20 protein-coding genes are annotated in these 18,666 nt (G+C 64.1%); 11 read left to right on the top strand and 9 right to left on the bottom strand.

Annotation, left to right across the window (positions count from 1 at the left end; genetic code table 11):
• The first annotated feature begins 6 nt into the window (after positions 1-6).
• On the top strand, positions 7-546 hold the full coding sequence (locus tag RM463_RS00670; RefSeq protein ID WP_311428557.1) for a response regulator transcription factor: 540 nt from the start codon (positions 7-9) through the stop codon (positions 544-546).
• 25 nt (positions 547-571) lie between these two features.
• On the opposite strand, the gene RM463_RS00675 is transcribed toward RM463_RS00670, so the two are convergent.
• Positions 572-1,339, bottom strand: a complete 768-nt coding sequence (locus RM463_RS00675) for a 3-hydroxybutyrate dehydrogenase (RefSeq protein WP_311428558.1) — start codon at positions 1,337-1,339, stop codon at positions 572-574.
• Between the two features lie 119 nt (positions 1,340-1,458).
• Positions 1,459-1,917 carry a [NiFe]-hydrogenase assembly chaperone HybE gene (hybE, locus tag RM463_RS00680; protein ID WP_311428559.1) on the bottom strand — a complete coding sequence of 153 codons (459 nt, stop codon included), beginning with the start codon at positions 1,915-1,917 and terminating at the stop codon, positions 1,459-1,461.
• A 139-nt stretch (positions 1,918-2,056) separates the two neighbouring features.
• On the opposite strand from hybE, the gene RM463_RS00685 reads away from it, so the two are divergent.
• The 3 genes from RM463_RS00685 (at position 2,057) to RM463_RS00695 (ending at position 4,190) form a co-directional block, all read left to right on the top strand.
• The gene (locus tag RM463_RS00685) at positions 2,057-2,878 is read left to right on the top strand and encodes an inositol monophosphatase family protein (protein WP_311428560.1); all 822 of its coding nucleotides are present in this window, start codon (positions 2,057-2,059) and stop codon (positions 2,876-2,878) included.
• A gap of 169 nt (positions 2,879-3,047) precedes the next feature.
• A complete protein-coding gene (locus tag RM463_RS00690; protein ID WP_311428561.1) occupies positions 3,048-3,323 on the top strand; it encodes a GrxA family glutaredoxin in 276 nt (91 codons plus the stop codon).
• A gap of 99 nt (positions 3,324-3,422) precedes the next feature.
• The gene (locus RM463_RS00695) at positions 3,423-4,190 is read left to right on the top strand and encodes a DUF1338 family protein (protein ID WP_311428562.1); all 768 of its coding nucleotides are present in this window, start codon (positions 3,423-3,425) and stop codon (positions 4,188-4,190) included.
• Between the two features lie 159 nt (positions 4,191-4,349).
• Here RM463_RS00695 and RM463_RS00700 read toward each other — a convergent pair whose 3' ends face one another.
• The gene (locus tag RM463_RS00700) at positions 4,350-5,009 is read right to left on the bottom strand and encodes a CoA transferase subunit B (RefSeq protein ID WP_311428563.1); all 660 of its coding nucleotides are present in this window, start codon (positions 5,007-5,009) and stop codon (positions 4,350-4,352) included.
• Between the two features lie 58 nt (positions 5,010-5,067).
• Positions 5,068-5,769: a CoA transferase subunit A gene (locus RM463_RS00705; protein WP_195687089.1), complete on the bottom strand. Its 702-nt coding sequence runs from the start codon at positions 5,767-5,769 to the stop codon at positions 5,068-5,070.
• Between the two features lie 177 nt (positions 5,770-5,946).
• Here RM463_RS00705 and RM463_RS00710 point away from each other — a divergent pair, with 177 nt between their 5' ends.
• The 4 genes from RM463_RS00710 (at position 5,947) to RM463_RS00725 (ending at position 9,278) form a co-directional block, all read left to right on the top strand.
• On the top strand, positions 5,947-6,849 hold the full coding sequence (locus RM463_RS00710) for a LysR family transcriptional regulator (RefSeq protein ID WP_311428564.1): 903 nt from the start codon (positions 5,947-5,949) through the stop codon (positions 6,847-6,849).
• An 88-nt stretch (positions 6,850-6,937) separates the two neighbouring features.
• Positions 6,938-7,807 carry an acyltransferase gene (locus RM463_RS00715; RefSeq protein ID WP_311428565.1) on the top strand — a complete coding sequence of 290 codons (870 nt, stop codon included), beginning with the start codon at positions 6,938-6,940 and terminating at the stop codon, positions 7,805-7,807.
• Positions 7,756-8,685 (top strand): LysM peptidoglycan-binding domain-containing protein, encoded by a 930-nt coding sequence (locus tag RM463_RS00720; protein WP_409228168.1) that lies wholly within the window; start codon positions 7,756-7,758, stop codon positions 8,683-8,685. The genes RM463_RS00715 and RM463_RS00720 overlap by 52 nt, the downstream gene beginning before the upstream one ends.
• Complete coding sequence (locus RM463_RS00725) at positions 8,682-9,278, top strand: alpha-ketoglutarate-dependent dioxygenase AlkB (RefSeq protein WP_311428567.1); 597 nt, start codon at positions 8,682-8,684, stop codon at positions 9,276-9,278. Before RM463_RS00720 ends, RM463_RS00725 begins: the two co-directional genes overlap by 4 nt.
• A gap of 125 nt (positions 9,279-9,403) precedes the next feature.
• Here RM463_RS00725 and RM463_RS00730 read toward each other — a convergent pair whose 3' ends face one another.
• A complete protein-coding gene (locus tag RM463_RS00730; RefSeq protein WP_311428568.1) occupies positions 9,404-9,844 on the bottom strand; it encodes a hemerythrin domain-containing protein in 441 nt (146 codons plus the stop codon).
• A gap of 184 nt (positions 9,845-10,028) precedes the next feature.
• On the bottom strand, positions 10,029-11,435 hold the full coding sequence (locus RM463_RS00735) for a sodium:alanine symporter family protein (protein WP_195687095.1): 1,407 nt from the start codon (positions 11,433-11,435) through the stop codon (positions 10,029-10,031).
• Between the two features lie 445 nt (positions 11,436-11,880).
• Here RM463_RS00735 and gcvH point away from each other — a divergent pair, with 445 nt between their 5' ends.
• Entirely contained in the window at positions 11,881-12,273 is a 393-nt protein-coding gene (gcvH, locus tag RM463_RS00740; protein WP_311428569.1) for a glycine cleavage system protein GcvH, read from the top strand.
• 106 nt (positions 12,274-12,379) lie between these two features.
• Complete coding sequence (gcvP, locus tag RM463_RS00745) at positions 12,380-15,274, top strand: aminomethyl-transferring glycine dehydrogenase (protein WP_311428570.1); 2,895 nt, start codon at positions 12,380-12,382, stop codon at positions 15,272-15,274.
• A 95-nt stretch (positions 15,275-15,369) separates the two neighbouring features.
• On the opposite strand, the gene RM463_RS00750 is transcribed toward gcvP, so the two are convergent.
• A complete protein-coding gene (locus RM463_RS00750; protein WP_195687098.1) occupies positions 15,370-16,293 on the bottom strand; it encodes a LysR family transcriptional regulator in 924 nt (307 codons plus the stop codon).
• 100 nt (positions 16,294-16,393) lie between these two features.
• Here RM463_RS00750 and ppnN point away from each other — a divergent pair, with 100 nt between their 5' ends.
• Positions 16,394-17,755, top strand: coding sequence for a nucleotide 5'-monophosphate nucleosidase PpnN (gene ppnN, locus RM463_RS00755; protein WP_311428571.1), 1,362 nt, complete (start codon positions 16,394-16,396; stop codon positions 17,753-17,755).
• A gap of 44 nt (positions 17,756-17,799) precedes the next feature.
• On the opposite strand, the gene RM463_RS00760 is transcribed toward ppnN, so the two are convergent.
• Together RM463_RS00760 and RM463_RS00765 are read right to left on the bottom strand one after the other, a co-directional pair.
• Entirely contained in the window at positions 17,800-18,171 is a 372-nt protein-coding gene (locus RM463_RS00760) for a hypothetical protein (RefSeq protein WP_311428572.1), read from the bottom strand.
• A gap of 1 nt (position 18,172) precedes the next feature.
• Complete coding sequence (locus RM463_RS00765) at positions 18,173-18,637, bottom strand: flavodoxin (protein ID WP_311428573.1); 465 nt, start codon at positions 18,635-18,637, stop codon at positions 18,173-18,175.
• Positions 18,638-18,666 lie beyond the last annotated feature (29 nt).

The raw sequence follows: 18,666 nt of genomic DNA on the forward strand, positions 1-18,666 counted from the left end.
AACCCCATGCAAGAGACGCCCCAACGCCTGCTGATCATCGACGATGACGAGATGTTCTGCCATGTGCTTGACCGCGCCATGACCCGACGCGGTTACGAGGTGGTGGTTGCCCGAGACGCCCAGGAGGCCCTCTCCCTGGCGCGACAGCACCGCCCCGCCCTGGCCACGCTGGACCTCAAGCTGGAGCACGAGTCCGGACTCAAGCTGCTTCCGGAACTGCTGGAAGTGGTGCCGGAGTGCCGCATCGTGATCCTCACGGGCTACTCCAGCATTGCCACGGCCGTGGAGGCGATCAAGCTGGGGGCGGTCAACTACCTGTGCAAGCCGGCCGATGCCGACGAGGTGCTGGCCGCCTTCGAGAAGGATGATGGCGACCCGCAGATCGAGGTGGCCGACCAGCCCCCCTCCATCAACCGCATCGCCTGGGAGCATATCCAGAAGGTACTCCAGGAGCACGACGGCAATATCTCCGCCACCGCCCGGGCCCTGGGCATGCATCGACGCACCCTGCAGCGAAAGCTGCAGAAGCGGCCGGTGCGCCGATAAGCTTCCAGCTCCGGGCGAAGCCCGTTTATTGTGCCGTCCACCCCAGATCGATATTCCAGCTGGCACCGGTCACGGCACCGGCCGAGTCGGACGCCAGGTAGGCCACCAGCTCGGCCACCTCGGCGGGCTCGATCAGTCGCTTGACGGCGGCATTCTTGAGCATGATCTGTTCGATCACCTCCTGCTCCTGCATCCCGTGCAGCTTCGCCTGGTCGGCGATCTGATTGTCGACCAGCGGGGTCTTCACATAGGCGGGACAGATGGCGTTGGCGGTAATCCCCTGGCTCCCACCCTCAAGAGCCGCGGTCTTGGTCAGGCCGATCATGCCGTGCTTGGCGCTGATATAGGCTGACTTGCCCGGCGATGCCACCTGGGCGTGTACCGAGGCGATATTGACGATGCGCCCCCAGCCATTCTCGCGCATGGAGGGCCAGACGGCCTGGCTCAACAGGAAGGGGGCCGTCAGCATCAGGTCGATGATCTGACGCCACTTCGCCTCGGGGAACTCCTCGATCGGCGAAACGTGCTGAACGCCGGCATTGTTGACCAGGATATCGACGCGGCCGAAGCGCTTTATCGCCTCGGCGACGGCGGCCCGACAGGCATCCCCATCGGTCAGGTCGGCCTGGAAGAAGCTGGCACCCACCTCTTCGGCCACCTCTCGACCCGCGGGGTTGAAGTCCACCGCCAGTACCTGGTGGCCCAGGCGGCAGAAATGACGAACCACCGCCTCACCAATACCGCTACTGGTACCGGTGACGAGAGCGACGCGGGGGGTGACGGACGCAGACATGGGCAACTCCTTGCTCGAACGATGTAGGGGGTTAGCGGCTCTTCAGGAGCCACCAGCACAAGAATCATCAGCATAAGGGGATCTAGGCAGGCCGCGCCAGCTCCAGTCGTCCTGTGCCGTCACTCCTGCGGCTCGGGCGGTGAAGACGCCGCTGCCTCGCGGGTCATGACACGCTCCATCAACCGCTGGGCGAGGCGGCTGGCGTCCTGACGCGAGGCCACATCGGTCAGGTCATCGAGCAGCACCAGGCGCCAGCAGACGACCTCATTGCCCAGCGCGACCGCCTCCATGGGATAGCGACCCGAGGGCAATGTCAGCGTGCAGCGCTCACCCGCCTCGGGCCGGGGGGCATCCGCTCGGTCAGGCAGCATCACCAGCCATAGCGAGACCGGCGTGACCAGGGCCCCGACCAGCTGCTCGCCATGCTCGGGGAGACGATAGCACTGGAAGCAGAGGGCATCCGCGGCCAGCAGGGGGTTGAACTGGGGCAGTGACTTCGACTCGCGCAGATGAGTGGCGGTCCAGGCCTCGGCGAGTCGCCGCAGGCGCTGATACTGTTCGGGCGTCAGGGCATGCATGGGGCTCTCCATGTCGATAATCGGCGCCAGTATAGGCCCAGGGGGCCATCGGGCCCAACCAGGCGTCGGCGCAGGGTCGATGGAATTGCTAGGCTAACGTCACCCCGATAGCCACCCACTCAAGCCGAGGTAATCCACCATGACCGACAACGAGCGCCTGCAGCACGCCCTGGAGATCGCCAGGGAGGCGGGCGAGATGATCCAGAAGGCACGTCATGACCGGGATTTCAGCCAGTCATACAAGGCTGGCGAGGAGCTGGTGACCGATATCGATGTGGCGGTGGATCGCCATATCCGGGATCGCCTGGAATCCACCTTCCCCGGGGAGGCCCGCCTCAGCGAAGAGCTCTCTCCCGAGCGCAGCGAACTGACGGCCGAGGGGGCGCTATGGGTCGTCGACCCCATCGATGGCACCGTCAATTTCGCCCATGGGCTTGCCCATGTGGCCGTTTCCATCGCCTGGCTGGAGGATGGTGCGCTTCGTGTCGGTGTTGTGCATGCCCCCTTCCTGGGCGAGACCTTCACCGCCATTCACGGCGAGGGGGCCTGGTGCAACGCTCGACCGATCCACGCCAGCCGCCGCAGGGAGTTGAGCCGCAGCCTGGTTGCCACCGGCTTTCCCTATCGGCGTGATAGCCGGCCACCGCTGATGCGCCGGCTGGGCGCCGTGCTGGAGCAGTGCCAAGATGTGCGTCGCAATGGCTCGGCGGCACTCGATCTATGCGATGTGGCCTGCGGTCGGCTGGACGCCTACTACGAGAGCGTCTCGCCCTGGGACTTCGCGGCGGGCTGGTTGATCGCCAGGGAGGCGGGCGCCCGGGTCGGTCATCTCTACCCCTGCCCCGAGGGCATCCCGGAAGCCCTGTATGGCGAGAACCTGCTCGCCTCGAGCCCCGGCATCCACGCCGAGCTGGGCGATCTGCTACGGCGTGCCGATGCCGGTGAACTTAACGGGCCATAAATAGGGGTCATAAACAATGTACGGCTCTTTTGCCATGGCCAATTTCAATACCCCCATAGCCGCTCTCAATGGCACGGCTTGCCGGTGCCTATTGGCCAGGGGCGCACCGATCGTCGACAATGGTGACCCGTTCCATTCATGTTCGCGCTGATAGCGCCGAGGAGTTTCGATGTTCGTGACCATCTATGGCCGCCCAGGCTGCCCCTTCTGCGTCTTTGCCAAGGATCTGGCCCAGCGTCTCGAGGCACGCGATGCCATAGACGGCTATCGCTATGTCGATATGCCCTCCGAAGGACTGACCAAGGCGGATCTCAGCGCCAAGGTGGGCCAGACCGTACATACCGTGCCTCAGGTGTTCCTCGATGACACACCCATCGGCGGCTTCTCCGAATTCGACCAATACGTGCGTGAGCACCAACTGCTGACTGCCACCGCCACCCACTGAACCAGGGCAACGGCGGCTGCGTGGTCCAGGCGTTGAAAGGCGCTTCTCTGCCGGCGCCTATACTTCCCGCCAGTCATGCCGACAAGGGAAGCGGGTTCGATGCAGAGGGCAGAGTTCATTCAGCAGCTATGGCTGGATTTCATTCATCAACATCCGGAGATCGGTGGGCTGCGTCTATGGCCCCCCGGTGCCTCGGCAGAATATCTCGCCCTGCTGACCCTCAATCACCGCCATCACGGCATGGAAGCCCTGCTGCCATCCCTCGAACACTTCGGCTTTCGCATCCGCCATCGTCACGCCATGGCGGATCGAGGGTTGCTGGTCAATCTACTGGCGCCGCCTCAGGAGGGGCCATGGCTGGCGGTCGCCGAGCTGCAGATCGGCACCCTGTCGAGACGGCCGAGGGCGCTACTCGAGGAGCTCGTCGAGCGAGCCCCCGAGACCGCCCACCGCGGCCCCAACCGCCTGTGCCGTGGGCGCCCCTGGCCGATGCCGGAGTGGCAACGTTACCAGGCGCTTCATCAGGCTCACCCGCTGGCGGCGGTACTGGCCATCAACGGCCCTCGCGTGCATCACGTCGGCTATGACTGCCAACGTCTCGGCACCTCGATTGACGACCTGCACCGAGGGATGGAAGAGGCCGGCCTTGCCGGCACCGGTGACCGTCATCATGGCCTCTTCCCCATCTCGCCGATGGTCGACTATCGCTTCTACCCCTCCGGTTCGCGCAACCTGCCCTTCGCCGAGGGGGACGAACATCGGGTCGAGACCGGCGGCATCGCGCTGGTCGAGAAGTCGGTAACCACTCATCAGGAGCGCCTGGTCGAGCTGCTGCTTCCCCATCACACCCGCTGTGAACTCTCCTGAGCTCATCCACATTTTCTGTGGATAACGTTGTGAAGCACTCTCCTCAGGCCCCGGGACCATCGGACCTGCGGCGCAACGGTCATAAAATCGCCACCCATCAACGGCCACGGCCCGGACGCTGAACGTCCGGGCCGTGGCGGGGTCGGGCAGTGATCGGCTTCAGTCGAAAGTCATTTCCGGAACATGGTCAGGCACCACCAGCTTGCCCGCCGTCAGCTCCTTGATCTCCTCCACGCTGACACCCGGTGCACGCTCCTTGAGATGGAAGGCGCCATCCTTGATCTCCAGGTAGGCGAGATCGGTCAGCACGCGATTGATACAGCCAGCACCGGTCAGCGGCAGGTTGCAGCTCTCGAGCAGCTTGGACTCGCCATGCTTGGAGGCGTGGGTCATGGTGCAGATGATGTTCTCGGCGCCCGCGACCAGGTCCATGGCGCCGCCCATGCCCTTGATCAGCTTGCCGGGGATCATCCAGGAGGCGATGTTGCCGTTCTGATCGACCTCGAAGGCGCCCAGCACGGTCAGGTCGACATGACCGCCACGGATCATGCCGAAGGACTCCGCCGAGTCGAAGATCGCCGCCCCGGGGCGCGCCGTCACCGTCTGCTTGCCGGCGTTGATCATGTCTGCATCGACCTCCTCCTCGACGGGGAAGCGCCCCATGCCGAGCAGGCCATTTTCCGACTGCAGCATCACGTCGATCCCGTCGGGGATATAGTTGGCCACCAGGGTGGGAATGCCGATGCCGAGGTTGACGTAGAAGCCATCTTCCAGCTCACGCGCCACGCGCATTGCCATCTGTTCGCGAGTCAGTGCCATCTTGTTGCCTCTTTGTTCGATAAGAAACGGTCGGTGATATACGCTCGTTGCGCGGGGGTCACGCTTCGCGCACGGTGCGCTTCTCGATGCGTTTCTCGAAGGAGCCCTGGATGATACGGTCGACATAGATCCCCGGGGTGTGGATCTGGTCCGGCTTCAGCTCGCCCGGCTCGACGATCTCCTCGACCTCGACCACCGTGATGCGGCCGCAGGTGGCCGCCAGCGGGTTGAAGTTCTGAGCGGTGTCCCGGTAGACCACGTTGCCGTAACGGTCGGCCTTCCAGCCCTTGATGATGGCGAAGTCGGCGTGAAACGCTTCCTCGAGGATATGCGGACGACCATTGAACTCGCGCACCTCCTTGCCCTCACCGATCGGCGTGCCATAGCCCGTGGCGGTATAGAAGGCCGGGATGCCCGCGCCGCCGGCGCGCATCTTCTCGGCCAGGGTGCCCTGAGGCGTCAGGATGACCTCGATCTCATCGTTGAGCATCTGCTGTTCGAACAGCGCATTCTCACCGACATAGGAGGCATAGATCCGCGAGATCTGCTTGTCCTCGAGCAGCAGCCCCAGGCCGAAGCCATCGACGCCACAGTTGTTGGAGATCACGGTCAAATCCTTTACACCTTGACGCTTGATCTCGGCAATCAGGTTCTCGGGAATACCGCAGAGGCCAAAGCCACCGGCGGCGACGGTCATGCCACTCTCGATGCCTGCCATCGCCTCTTCATAGGAGTTAACGCGCTTGTCGAATCCGGCCATAGGACGCCTCATTTGTTGTGGCTGAAAAGTACCCGGGAAGAATAGCGGGTCTGTGGAGAGTCGTAACCCCAGTGTTGGCTCAGGGGATATATTTGTTAAGTTTGTTTTTTTTATCATTTGATCGCAAAGACTTATTAATTTAACTTTCGTCGCATAGACTTCGCAGATACCCGACCCATGACCGCCAAACAGCTGCGCGCCTTCCTGGCCGTCGCCCAGACCCTCAGTTTTACACAGGCCTGCGAGCATCTTCACCTCTCCCAGCCAGCGCTGAGCCTGGCGATCAAGGGCCTCGAGGAGAGCCTCGGCGGACGCCTGCTGACGCGCACCACGCGCAGTGTGCGCCTGACGCCAGAGGGCGAGTCGCTGGTCCCGCTGGCCAAGCGGTTACTGGCCGAGTGGGACAACACCGAAGAGCTGATGCGCCAGCGCTTCACCCTGCAGATGGGACGCCTCGGGGTCGCCGCCATGCCCTCCTTCGCCAGCAATCTGTTGCCCCCCGCCCTGATGGCATTTCGCCAACGTTATCCGCGCATCAACATCACCGTGCATGACGTGATCAATGAGCAGGTCATCGACATGGTACGCAACGGCCAGGTGGAGCTGGGGATCGCCTTCGAGCCCGAGGCCACGGGCAGCCTCGCCTTCACCCCCCTGTTCAATGACCGCTTCGTGGCCGTGGTGCCGCCCCGCTCGCTGCTCGCCCGGCACGCCCGACTTCACTGGGAGATGCTGCTTACCCACGACTTCATCGCCCTGCAGCGCCCCTCCATGGTGCGCCGACTGCTGGAGCAGCAGCTGGAGGCCGAGGGGCTGGCACTGGCCACCGCCTTCGAGAGCCACCAGCTCGCCACCGTCGGCAGGATGGTGGCCAGCGGACTGGGCGTCAGCGCCGTTCCCTCCTTGTGCCGTGCCCAGATGGAGGAGCTTGGTGCCTGTTGCCTGCCCCTGGAGGCCCCCGCCATCGAGCGCGCCGTTGGCATCCTGACCCATGGCGAACTCTCCACCGCCGCCCTGGCCCTGAAGGAGGTCGTCGTCGAAACCCAGCATGCCGCTGAACAGCCCCCTGCCACTCCCTAGATGGCTGGGGGATTGCTGGCGGTGCTGGGCAGGCACCGGAGGATCCTTTAGCATTGCCCCATTATCGTGATCACTCATGGAGACCGGCATGTCGACCCTCAGGGGCATTGTCAGCCTGCTGTTGCTTATCCTGACCACCCTGCTATGGGGTCTTCCCCTGCTTCTGATGACACTGGTCAAGCTGGTGACACCGGGCCATCGCTTGCGCCTGGCGGTGCTCAAGCTGCTTAACGCGATAGCCCTCAACTGGATCGGCCTCAACCTGTGGTGGATGCGGCACTGGCTGAAACCGAACCTTGAGATCGAGATTCCGGAAGGCCTCTCCCGCCGGCAGGGCTGGCTGGTGCTCTCCAACCATCGCAGCTGGACCGATATCTTCGTGCTGTTCTTCGCCCTGCATCGTCGTATTCCCATGCCGCGCTTCTTTCTCAAGCGGGCATTGATCTGGGTGCCCATCGTGGGGCTGGCCTGGTGGGCCCTCGAGTACCCCTTCATGCGCCGCATGACCGCCGAGCAGAGGGCCCGCCACCCTCACCTCGCCCGTCGTGACCAGGAAGCCACGGAGCGCATGTGTCGGCGCGCCCATGAAATGCCCATCGCCATCTTCAACTTCGTGGAGGGCACTCGCTTTACAGCGGCCAAGCAGGCCGCCCAGGCGTCACCCTATCGGCACCTGCTGAGGCCTCGCGCCGGCGGCGTCGCTCAGGTACTCAATCTGCTGGGCGATCAGCTCGCCGGCATCATCGATGTTACCCTTCACTACGACAACCCGAACCCGAGCTTCTGGGGCTACCTGTGTGGTCGCGAGGGTCGTATCGTGATGCAGACCCGTGTCCTGCCGGTCGAAGACTGGATGCATGGCGGCAACTACCAGGACAACGCCAGCGACAAGGAACGCTTCCACTCATGGATCAATACGCTTTGGCAGCAAAAGGACGAACGGCTCTCGCGCTTCTGATCGCTCTGCTGCTGCTTACCGGGTGCGCCTCACAATCGACCGACAGGGTCACACGCGACGCGGCAGAAGCCTCTCGTAACGGTGGCTGGGTTATCGTGCAGCGGGGTGACACCCTAGGCACCCTGGCACAGCGCGCAGGTATCCCCCTCGAGCGACTGCAGCGCTTCAATCCGAATGTGAACGCCAGACGCCTGGCCGTTGGCCAGCGACTGCTGATGCCCACCCAGCGCGAACGCGCCCCCTACCGTGGCCCCTACCGTTATCAGGTGCGCCCAGGTGATACCTACACCCGTATCGCCCGGCGCTTCGCGACCCAGGCCTCGCGTATCCAGTCAGCCAACCCCGGTGTACGGCCCACCCAGCTCAAGGTCGGCCAGCTGATCCAGGTTCCGCTTTCCGCGCGCAGCACGGCTTCCCGTTCCAGTGGCGGCTCGAGCTCGAACTCGAGCAAGCCGAGCGCCCCGCGTCGCGCCAGCCTGCCGGACCATGGGGCGCTCCCAGGCTCGGCGCGTCGCTGGCCCTGGCCGCTGGATGACTATCGCATCGCCAGAGCCTACGGCACCGACAGCCACGGCACCCTGCAGCCCATGCTGCTGGCCACCAAGCGTGGCGCCAGGGCCAAGGCCGTCGCCTCTGGCGAGGTGCGTTATGCCGGCAGCATGCGTCAGCTCGGCAAGGTAGTCATCGTCCATCACCCCGACAATCTGCAGAGCGTCTACGCCCTCTGCGATCGCCTGCTGGTGGAGAGTGGGCAGGACGTCACTCGTGGGGAGGCACTCTGTAGCGTGGGTCACAGCAACGCCACCGAACGCCATGATCTGCTGTTCGACCTTCGCCACGGCGGCAAGCCGGTCAATCCGCGCCGCGTGCTGCGTTGAAGCGGGTACTGGAGGCACCACCCCTATGGCTTAGCCATGGTGCGCTGACACCCGCAGAGTCCGACCGCCTGCTGAGCCAGCTGGATCAGGCGCTCTGCTGGCAGCGTCCCACACTGCGCCTGTATGGTCGCGAACACCCTATCCCACGTCACCAGGTCTGGATGGGGGATACCAGTGCCAGCTACCGCTATTCCGGGCGTGACTTCACCCCCGAGCCCTGGCATCCGATCGTGGCCGACCTGCGCGATCGGGTGGACGAAACACTCGCTTCGGAGGGAATCGATGCCCACTTCAATAGCGTGCTGCTCAACCGTTACAACGACGGTGATGATCGCATGGGGTGGCACAGCGATGATGAGCCCGAGCTCGGCGATAGCCCGCTGATTGCCGCGCTCAGCCTGGGTGCCGAACGCCCGCTGCGCTTTCGCTGGAAGAATCGCCAGGCCCCCGCCTTCAATCTCTGGCTACCCCACGGCAGCCTGCTGGTGATGGGGCCGGGGGTCCAGGCGCAGCTGCAGCATGCCCTGCTGTCTCGATGCATCCCGGGCCTGCGCATCAGCCTGACCTTTCGCCGAGTCCTCGGGCCAGGTTGATGCTGAACAAGCGATGTTTCATGGGTCGGCGCATAGCTCGATAACGGTATAAAATATTCCCCTACGCGGCACCTGCGCCACCTCCCACGAGCCCTGGAGTTGGCCCACCCCCTGGGACTGGACACCTAGGGCGTCTCACGCTCCTGCATCTCCTCCCGATAGGTCCTGGCCAGCTTCGACTTGGTGGTGTCATCGAATACCCGCCCGGCCAGCTGAAAGACCTCCTGCTCCTCCTCCTCCAGGTGGTGAAGCACCAGCTCCTGCAGCTTCCTGGCCGCGGCCAGCCAGCCCGGCGAGCTGTAGTCCGTGGTATCGAGCGCCTCGAGCGCCTCATCAATCTCGTGATGCTCGGCGACACTGTGCCTCGCCTTCTCCTGGGTCAGGTCGTACTCCATCATCGGTACGTAGAGAGAACGCTCCTCGGCCCCGGCATGATTGATCAGTTCGGCGCGCAGGCGCCGATAGAGCTCGTCGCGCCCCTCGCTATCACCGCTGGTTTCGACCAGCAGCGATAGCAGTCGACGCTGCTTGTCGTGGCTCTCACGCAGGGCCTCGAAAATTGTCATGGCACTCTCCTCCGGTAGTCACCGATGTAATGGATGGGCGCACTGCCTGGCCGGCAGGGCCTCGGTACCAGTCTGGTAGGCAAGGGCGACAACGACAATCTCGCGACGCTAGCCACAACGGAGCCCCTAACGACAGGAGGCGCCCCGCGGGGCGCCTCCTGTGATGCTGCACAAGCCTGCGGGATCACGACTTGTCGTGGTCCAGCTCCTCGCCCGGCAGCACGTCTTCGCCATTGAAGTAGGCGCGTGCCAGCTTGAACACCACCGGCGACAGCAGTGCCAGGGCGATCAGGTTGGGAATCGCCATCATGGCATTGAAGGTGTCGGCCATCAGCCAGATGAAGCCCAGGCTCGCCAGCGCCCCCACCGGAATCGCCAGCACGAACAATACCCGGTAGAGCATGATCGAGCGGGTGCCGAACAGGAACTGGAAGCACTTCTCACCGTAGAAGGACCACCCCAGGATGGTGGTAAAGGCAAACACCGCCAGTGCCAGTGATACCACCTCGTTGCCCAGGCCCGGCAGTGCCGCGTCGAAGGAGAGCGCGGTCAGCGAAGCGCCGGCCTCGCCCGTCTTCCACACGCCGGCCGTCAGGATCACCAGGGCGGTGATGGAGCAGACGATGATGGTATCGATAAAGGTACCCAGCATCGCGATCAGACCCTGGCGAACCGGGTTCTTGGTCTGCGCCGCGGCATGCGCGATGGGCGCACTGCCCAGGCCCGCCTCGTTGGAGAAGATCCCGCGCGCCACGCCGAAGCGAATGGCCGCCATCACGGCCGCACCGGCGAAACCACCGACGGCGGCGTGGGGATTGAAGGCGTAGGTGAAAATCATGCCGAAGGCGCTGCCGATCTGGTCGGCGTTGATCGCCAGCACGAACAGACCCGCGATCACATAGGCAATACCCATGATCGGAACCAGCTTGCCCGCCACCTTGGCGATCCGCTTGATGCCGCCGAGGATCACCGCGCCGGCCAGCACCATGATCACCACACCGGTGACCCAGTGGGGCAGCCCGAAGGTGCTGTCGAGGGCGTCGGCCACCGAGTTGGACTGCACGGTATTACCGATGCCGAAGGCGGCGACGGCGCCGAAGAAGGCGAAGGCACCACCCAGCCACAGCCACTTACGACCCAGGCCATTCTTGATGTAGTACATCGGACCACCGATATGGTAGCCGGTGCTGTCCGTTTCCCGGAAGCGAACCGCCAGCACCGCCTCGGCGAACTTGGTGGCCATGCCCACCAGGGCGGTGATCCACATCCAGAACACCGCACCGGGGCCACCCAGGGCGATAGCGGTGGCCACGCCGGCGATATTGCCGGTGCCGATGGTCGCCGACAGCGCGGTCATCAGGGCGTTAAAGGGCGAGATCTCGCCATCCTCCTCGCCCTTCGACTTGCCATCGGGGGTGTGCTTGCCATCACGCCCCTGCCACATCAGCTTGAAGCCTTCCCCCAGCTTGCGGATCGGCATCAGCTTGAGGCCAGCCTGCAGGTAGATCCCCACCCCGAGCAACAGGATGAGCATCAATGGCCCCCAGACCACGCCGTTGATGGCGCTGAAGATACTGTTCAAGGTTTCCACGTGAATCTCCCTAAGCGGTTTATTGTTATGCGCTGCGGCTCACCGCCCACTGTTCGCACCTCGAGCGACGAACGACGGGCAACCGATCCGTGAACCTGTACCGCGAGAATCGATCACCATGGCTCTGGCGCATGATTCGCCGCAGCATGGCTAACCGGCCATGCGAACCCCAACACAATCCCGCGTAACATAGCGGATTTTATGGTCATCGCACCACCCAGACGAACGACGCACGTTCAACCGTCGGCCCTCCGCCTCCCTCATGTTTCCGATCAGAAACATGAAGGGGGTGGCGGCGCCAAAACTGGACGAATACCTCGCGACCCGCCACCCTGAGTGACGAGCCATCAGAGTGAGCCCCTGGCGATGATGATGGACTCGCCAAACGCCGCCGATGGCGGTAGCATTCCCCTGCCTGGAAAAACTTTTCTTATAGGAAATATCGATGAGCTCTATTCCTGCCAATCTGCGCTACGCCGACAGCCACGAGTGGGTCCTCGACAATGGCGACGGCACCGTGACCATCGGCATCAGTGATCATGCCCAGGAAGCCCTGGGTGACGTCGTCTTCGTCGAACTGCCCGAGGTGGGCCGTACCCTCGAGCTCAAGGAGGAGTTCGGTGTGGTTGAGTCGGTCAAGGCCGCCTCCGACCTCTACGCCCCGGTGGCCGGCGAGGTCATCGAGGTCAACGAGGCGCTGGAAGACGCCCCCGAGACGCTGAACGAGTCCCCTTACGAGGATGGCTGGATCATGAAGGTGCGTCTCGAGGACGCCACCCAGATCGACGACCTGCTGGACGCCGACGGCTACCAGGCCGTGGCCAGCGCCGACGACTGATCCTGCGCTGATTGCCTCACTCCCCGGCCCGCTGGGTCGGGGCTTCCACGTTCTACCGTGCCGCCTGTGACGGCGACCGGACCTTACTTTATCGACAGGGTGTGACATGGCTCTCGACAACCGCCGCCTGGCCGATCTGGCCGCTCATGATGCCTTTATCCAACGCCATAACGGACCCCGCGAGCAGGACGTGAAGGCCATGCTCGCCGAGCTGGACATGCAAAGCCTGGACACCCTGATCGAACGCACCGTGCCCAGCGATATTCGCCTGGGCCGGGAGCTCGACCTCGAACCGCCGCGTAGCGAGGCCGAGGCACTCGACTACCTCAAGCGCCTGGCCGCCCAGAACCGGACCTACAAGAGCTATCTGGGACAGGGCTACCACGGTACCCACCTGCCGACGGTGATCCAGCGCAACGTCCTCGAGAACCCCGGCTGGTATACCGCCTACACGCCCTACCAGCCCGAGATCTCCCAGGGCCGCCTTGAAGGGCTGCTCAACTTCCAGCAGATGGTCATGGACCTGACCGGCATGGAGCTGGCCAACGCCTCGCTGCTCGACGAGGCCACCGCCGCCGCCGAAGCGATGGCCCTGTGCAAGCGCGCCAACCGGAAGGCCAAGAGCGATGTCTTCTTCGTCGCCGATGATGTCCTGGCCCAGACCCTGGACGTGGTGCGCACCCGTGCCGCCTACTTCGGCTTCGAGCTGGTCGTCGCCCCGGCGGAACAGCTCGCCGAGGTCGATGCCTTCGGCGCCCTGCTCCAGTACCCTGGCGAGAGCGGTCGGGTGACCGATCTGGCACCGCTGCTGGAGGCGGCCGGCAAGCGCGGCATCATGACCTGCGTGGCCGCCGATATCATGAGCCTGGTGCTGCTCAAGGAGCCCGGCGCACTGGGTGCCGATATCGTCGTCGGTACCACCCAGCGGTTCGGCGTCCCCATGGGCTTCGGGGGCCCCCATGCCGCCTTCTTCGCCACCACCGACAAGCTCAAGCGCTCGATCCCGGGGCGCATCATCGGCGTCTCCAAGGACAGCCGTGACGGCCAGGCGCTGCGCATGGCGATGCAGACTCGCGAGCAGCATATCCGCCGCGAGAAGGCCACCTCCAACATCTGCACCGCTCAGGCACTGCTGGCCAATATCGCCGGCTTCTACGCCGTCTACCACGGTGCCGAGGGGCTGCGCACCATCGCCGGGCGCATCCATCGCCTGACCACCCTCCTGGCCCTGGGCCTTCAGGAGAAAGGGGTGGCACTGGTCCACGACAGCTGGTTCGACACCCTGCGCCTGACGGGCGTCGATGCGGGCAAGATCCACGGGCGCTGCCTCACCCATGAGATCAACGTCCGTTACTTCGACAATGGCGACGTCGGCATCAGCCTGGATGAGACCACCACGGCCCACGATCTCGACGTTCTCTTCGACGTGCTGCTCGGCGAGGAGCATGGCCTCTCGGTTCGCGAGCTCGACGAGCGGGCGCTGGCCGATGGGACGAGCGGGATCCCTGCGGCCTGCCGCCGTGAGAGTGACTTCCTGACCCACCCCACCTTCACGCGCTACCGCAGCGAGACCGAGATGCTGCGCTACCTCAAGCGCCTGGAGAACAAGGACCTGTCGCTGGCCCACGCCATGATTCCGCTGGGGTCGTGCACCATGAAGCTCAACGCCACCAGCGAGATGATCCCCATCACCTGGCCGGAGTTCGCCACGGTGCACCCCTTCGTGCCCCGCGACCAGGTCGCCGGCTACAAGCAGATGATCGACGAGCTTTCCGCCTTCCTGGTGGAGATCACCGGCTACGACCATATCTCCATGCAGCCCAACTCCGGGGCCCAGGGCGAGTATGCCGGTCTGGTGGCCATTCGCCGTTACCAGGCGTCCATCGGCGAGGGGCATCGCGATATCTGCCTGATCCCCAGCTCGGCCCACGGCACCAACCCCGCCTCTGCCGCCATGGTCGGCATGAAGGTCGTGGTGGTCGAGTGCGACGCCGAGGGCAATATCGACATCGCGGACCTGCGGGCCAAGGCGGAAAAGCACAGCGATGCCCTGTCGGCGATCATGATCACCTACCCCTCCACCCACGGCGTCTTCGAGGCCGGGGTACGCGAGGTGTGCGCGGTCGTTCACGAACATGGCGGCCAGGTCTACGTCGACGGCGCCAACATGAACGCTCAGGTGGGCCTCTCGCGCCCCGGCGACTTCGGCGGTGATGTCAGTCACCTCAACCTGCACAAGACCTTCTGTATCCCCCACGGTGGCGGCGGACCGGGCATGGGCCCGATCGGTGTCAAGGCACACCTGGCCCCCTTCGTCTCCAACCATGTGGTAACACCCATCGACGGTGTCAACGCCGAGTGCGGCGCGGTATCCGCGGCGGCCTTCGGCAGCGCCTCGATCCTGCCGATCTCCTGGGCCTACATCAAGATGATGGGCGCCCGGGGACTGCGTGAGGCCACCGAGCTGGCGATCCTCAACGCCAACTATATCGCCAAGCGCCTGGGCGACCACTACCCGGTCCTCTACAAGGGGGAGAACGGTACCGTGGCCCATGAGTGCATCATCGATATTCGCCCGCTCAAGGCCAGCTCCGGCATCAGCGAGGAAGACATCGCCAAGCGTCTGATGGACTACGGCTTCCACGCCCCGACCATGTCCTTCCCGGTGCCGGGAACGCTGATGATCGAACCCACCGAGTCGGAATCACTCTACGAGATCGACCGCTTCTGCGACGCCATGATCGGCATTCGCGAAGAGATCGCCCGGGTCGAGGCCGGCGAGTGGCCCGTCGACGACAACCCGCTGGTACGGGCGCCCCACACCATGGCCGACCTGATGGATGACGGCTGGGAGCGCCCCTACTCGCGCGAACTCGGTGCCTTCCCCAGCGAGGCCGTCAAGGCAGCCAAGTACTGGCCGGCGGTCAACCGGGTCGACAATGTCTTCGGTGATCGCCAGTTGATCTGCTCGTGCCCGAGCATCGACGAGTATCGCGACTGACGCCTGCGAGGCAGCTGCACGTCATGTCAAAGGGCCCCGCTGGTGCGGGGCCCTTTTTCGTGCTGTGGCAATTTTTGTACCGTGGCATTTTTTTACTATGGCAATGGCTCGACCTCAGGCGAGTCACCATAGCCATGCAGGGCGAGACGACGCTGCTCGCGAAAGTCCTCCAGCAGCCGGACATAACGGCGCGGCATTTCGCTGCCCGCCCGGGTCACCCGATAGAGGGTTTCATATACCGCCACGGGCAGCTCCAGCGCCTTGACCTGACGCTGCCAGGGCGATGTCTCGAGCACGGGCCGTGATACCACCGTAAAGCCCAACCCCCGCGCCACGGCATCCATCACCATGCCCACTTCATTGGTGAAGCCCTGGCGGCGGAAGTGGCTCATGGAACGAAACTCGCGGGGGAAGTTGCCGCGCAGCAGGGCGCTGGCATGATTCAGCCCATCGAAGTAGCTGATAAAACCGATCCCCATCAGCTCGGCCAGGCCGGTCCCGGCGAAATCCGCCGGAACCACCAGGCAGAGTGGCTCGTGATGCCAGAGTGTCACCTCGAGATCGGGATGGCGCATGGGCTCGGTGACGATACCCAGGTCATAGCGGCCGGCCAGCACATCCTGGGAGATCTCCTGATTGAACGCGAAGCTATAGCTGACCGTCAGTTCGGGATGCATCTGCTGCTGCCCGAGCAGAAAGGGGTAGAGCATCGCGCCCACGCTGCCTGGCGAAGCGAGCCGACAGTCCCCCGAATAGGTCGAGTCGGCGTCCAGGGAGTGGCGGAACTGCTCGTGTTCGGCGAACAGCTTGAGGGCATAATCATAGACCCGCCGCCCCGCCTCGGTCAGCGTGAAGCGCCGTCCGTGACGCTCAAGTAGTGACTTGTCCAGATAGCGCTCGAGCTTGCGCACATGCTGACTGACCCCGGGTTGGGTCATCTCCAGTCGATGCGCGGTCTGGGTGAAGCTGCCGGTCTCGACAAGGGTGATGAAAGTTCTGAAGTAGAGCGCGTTAAACATGTGGGATCACACGACGAGTGGAGAAATGATTCTATCACTGCAATCAGGCGCGGCGTGATAGCATCAGAAGTGCACGTTTCCGCACGACAAGGACGCCCACATGCCCGATACCATCTCTACCACCATTTCGCCGGAAGGCAGCCTCGAGATTCTCTCTCAGCATGAGGTGGCGCGGCTGCATGACACCTCCCGCGCCGGTCTGCACGACCTGCTGCGCCGCTGTGCGCTGGCCGTTCTCAACTGCGGCTCGCCCACCGACGACGGCCTGGCCCTGATGGAGGACTACGCCGACTTCGATATCGAGGTAGTGCCCCAGGACCGGGGCATCCGCCTCAAGCTGACCAATGCCCCGGCCGAGGCCTTCGTCGACGGCAAGATGATTCGTGGCATACGCGAGCATCTCTCCTCGATACTGCGCGATATCGTCTACGTCTACAACGAGATCCAGGGCCACCAGCGCTTCGACCTGACCACCGGCGAAGGGACCACCAACGCGGTGTTTCATATCCTGCGCAAGGCCGGCACCCTCAAGCCCGGCATCGACCCGAGCCTGGTGGTGTGCTGGGGCGGCCACTCGATCTCACGGGAGGAGTACGACTACAGCAAGGATGTCGGCTATCAGCTGGGGCTGCGCGACCTGGATATCTGCACCGGCTGCGGTCCCGGCGCCATGAAGGGCCCGATGAAAGGGGCCAACGTCGCTCATGCCAAGCAGCGGCGCCATCAAGGGCGCTACCTGGGGGTCTCCGAGCCCGGCATCATCGCCGCGGAGGCACCCAATCCCATCGTCAATGAACTGGTGGTGATGCCCGATATCGAGAAGCGCCTGGAGGCTTTCGTTCGCCTCGGCCATGGCATCATTGTCTTCCCCGGTGGGGTAGGCACCGCCGAGGAGATCCTCTACCTGCTGGGGATCCTGCTGCATCCCGACAACGCCGACATGACGATGCCGGTGATCTTTACCGGCCCGGCCAGCAGCGCCGACTACTTCCAGCGCATCGACGAGTTCCTCGTCTACACGCTGGGCGAGGAGGCACGCCGCCGCTATCGCATCATCATCGACGACTCCATCGAGGTGGCACGCGCCATGCGCAAGGGCGTCGACGAGGTCACCGAATACCGCTGTGCACGCCAGGATGCCTTCTACTACAACTGGCGGCTGACCATCGACCGCCACTTCCAGGCTCCCTTCGAGCCTACCCACGAGGCCATGGCCAACCTGGCGCTGGACAGCCAGCAGCCGGTACACGAACTGGCCGCCAACCTGCGTCGGGCCTTTTCGGGCATCGTCGCCGGCAACGTCAAGGAGCAGGGTATCCGCGCCATCAAGGCCCACGGCCCCTTCCGGCTCAAGGCCGAGCCCGAGCTGATGTCACGCCTGGATGCGCTGCTCGACTCCTTCGTCGCCCAGGGGCGGATGAAGCTCACCGGGGACTACGAGCCCTGCTATACGCTTGGGTAAGCCCTCGCCGGGACAGCCCCCGAGGGTATGGGGGACTGTCCCGGCTATCCACTAGACAGCGGCTTCACCCAGAGGCCAAGGGCATGCAGCAGCAGCCCCAGGGTGGTGCCATGGGAGAGCCATAGCTCCCAGCCGATAAAGTCGCTGAACAGGGCATGCCAGCCGCCCATTCCGGCGAGACCGGCCAGCAGGCATAGTCCCAGGCGACCCAGCAACCGAGGCAGACGCGCCCTGTCGGCCACATCCAGCAGTCGCCACTGCAGCACGCCCACCAGGCAGACCACGGCCAGCGCCATCAGCATCAGGTTGAAACGGTTGCCATGACCGCCCACCAGATAGCGCGGCAGGCTGGCGAGCATCAGCAGGGCGAGACCCAGCAGCAGGCTGAGCCGTTCGGCGGTCGGCTGGCCACCCATCTCAGGCGACCTTCAGCTGCTGTGACTCGATCCACTCCTCGACCCACGGAATGGCCGCATCGTCGGCCATGAAGGTCTCCATGGCATCGACCTCGAGTCGCTCCCCCAGCCGCTGGGCGCCCTGCCCCTCCAGCAGTTCATCGAGCTGGCGGCCGGCACCACAGAAGGTATCGCCGTAGGAGCTGTCCCCCAGGGCAATCAGCCCGTAGCGCAGCGAGCCGAGCCCCGGACTCTTCTCGGCGATGGCCTGGGCAAAGGAGGCGAAGCTGCCGGGGTAGTCACCGCTACCGGTGGTCGAGACACAGAACAGCGCCAGGTCGGTGTCGGCGGCGGTCAGATCTTCCAGAGTGGGATTCTCGAAGATCTCCACCTCATGCCCCGCCTCCTCGAACAGTGGCTTGACCTGCTCGGCAACATCCAGAGCGCCGCCATACATGGTTCCCACGAAGATCTTGAGTTTTGGCATGTCACGGATTTTCCTAATAAATTTACGCA

Origin of the sequence: Halomonas sp. LES1 (genome assembly GCF_031846005.1) — a bacterium.
Taxonomy (GTDB): Bacteria; Pseudomonadota; Gammaproteobacteria; order Pseudomonadales; family Halomonadaceae; genus Halomonas.

What these genes read in the sequence shown, in the direction of transcription:
- RM463_RS00670 (WP_311428557.1), top strand. Translation starts at nt 7, where the DNA reads ATGCAAGAGACGCCCCAACGCCTGCTGATCATCGACGATGACGAGATG.
- RM463_RS00715 (WP_311428565.1), top strand. Translation starts at nt 6,938, where the DNA reads ATGTCGACCCTCAGGGGCATTGTCAGCCTGCTGTTGCTTATCCTGACC.
- RM463_RS00675 (WP_311428558.1), bottom strand. Translation starts at nt 1,339, where the DNA reads ATGTCTGCGTCCGTCACCCCCCGCGTCGCTCTCGTCACCGGTACCAGT.
- RM463_RS00705 (WP_195687089.1), bottom strand. Translation starts at nt 5,769, where the DNA reads ATGGCCGGATTCGACAAGCGCGTTAACTCCTATGAAGAGGCGATGGCA.
- RM463_RS00730 (WP_311428568.1), bottom strand. Translation starts at nt 9,844, where the DNA reads ATGACAATTTTCGAGGCCCTGCGTGAGAGCCACGACAAGCAGCGTCGA.
- gcvP (WP_311428570.1), top strand. Translation starts at nt 12,380, where the DNA reads ATGGCTCTCGACAACCGCCGCCTGGCCGATCTGGCCGCTCATGATGCC.
- RM463_RS00690 (WP_311428561.1), top strand. Translation starts at nt 3,048, where the DNA reads ATGTTCGTGACCATCTATGGCCGCCCAGGCTGCCCCTTCTGCGTCTTT.
- RM463_RS00710 (WP_311428564.1), top strand. Translation starts at nt 5,947, where the DNA reads ATGACCGCCAAACAGCTGCGCGCCTTCCTGGCCGTCGCCCAGACCCTC.
- RM463_RS00750 (WP_195687098.1), bottom strand. Translation starts at nt 16,293, where the DNA reads ATGTTTAACGCGCTCTACTTCAGAACTTTCATCACCCTTGTCGAGACC.
- RM463_RS00700 (WP_311428563.1), bottom strand. Translation starts at nt 5,009, where the DNA reads ATGGCACTGACTCGCGAACAGATGGCAATGCGCGTGGCGCGTGAGCTG.
- RM463_RS00685 (WP_311428560.1), top strand. Translation starts at nt 2,057, where the DNA reads ATGACCGACAACGAGCGCCTGCAGCACGCCCTGGAGATCGCCAGGGAG.
- hybE (WP_311428559.1), bottom strand. Translation starts at nt 1,917, where the DNA reads ATGCATGCCCTGACGCCCGAACAGTATCAGCGCCTGCGGCGACTCGCC.
- ppnN (WP_311428571.1), top strand. Translation starts at nt 16,394, where the DNA reads ATGCCCGATACCATCTCTACCACCATTTCGCCGGAAGGCAGCCTCGAG.
- RM463_RS00765 (WP_311428573.1), bottom strand. Translation starts at nt 18,637, where the DNA reads ATGCCAAAACTCAAGATCTTCGTGGGAACCATGTATGGCGGCGCTCTG.
- RM463_RS00760 (WP_311428572.1), bottom strand. Translation starts at nt 18,171, where the DNA reads ATGGGTGGCCAGCCGACCGCCGAACGGCTCAGCCTGCTGCTGGGTCTC.
- gcvH (WP_311428569.1), top strand. Translation starts at nt 11,881, where the DNA reads ATGAGCTCTATTCCTGCCAATCTGCGCTACGCCGACAGCCACGAGTGG.
- RM463_RS00695 (WP_311428562.1), top strand. Translation starts at nt 3,423, where the DNA reads ATGCAGAGGGCAGAGTTCATTCAGCAGCTATGGCTGGATTTCATTCAT.
- RM463_RS00720 (WP_409228168.1), top strand. Translation starts at nt 7,756, where the DNA reads ATGGATCAATACGCTTTGGCAGCAAAAGGACGAACGGCTCTCGCGCTT.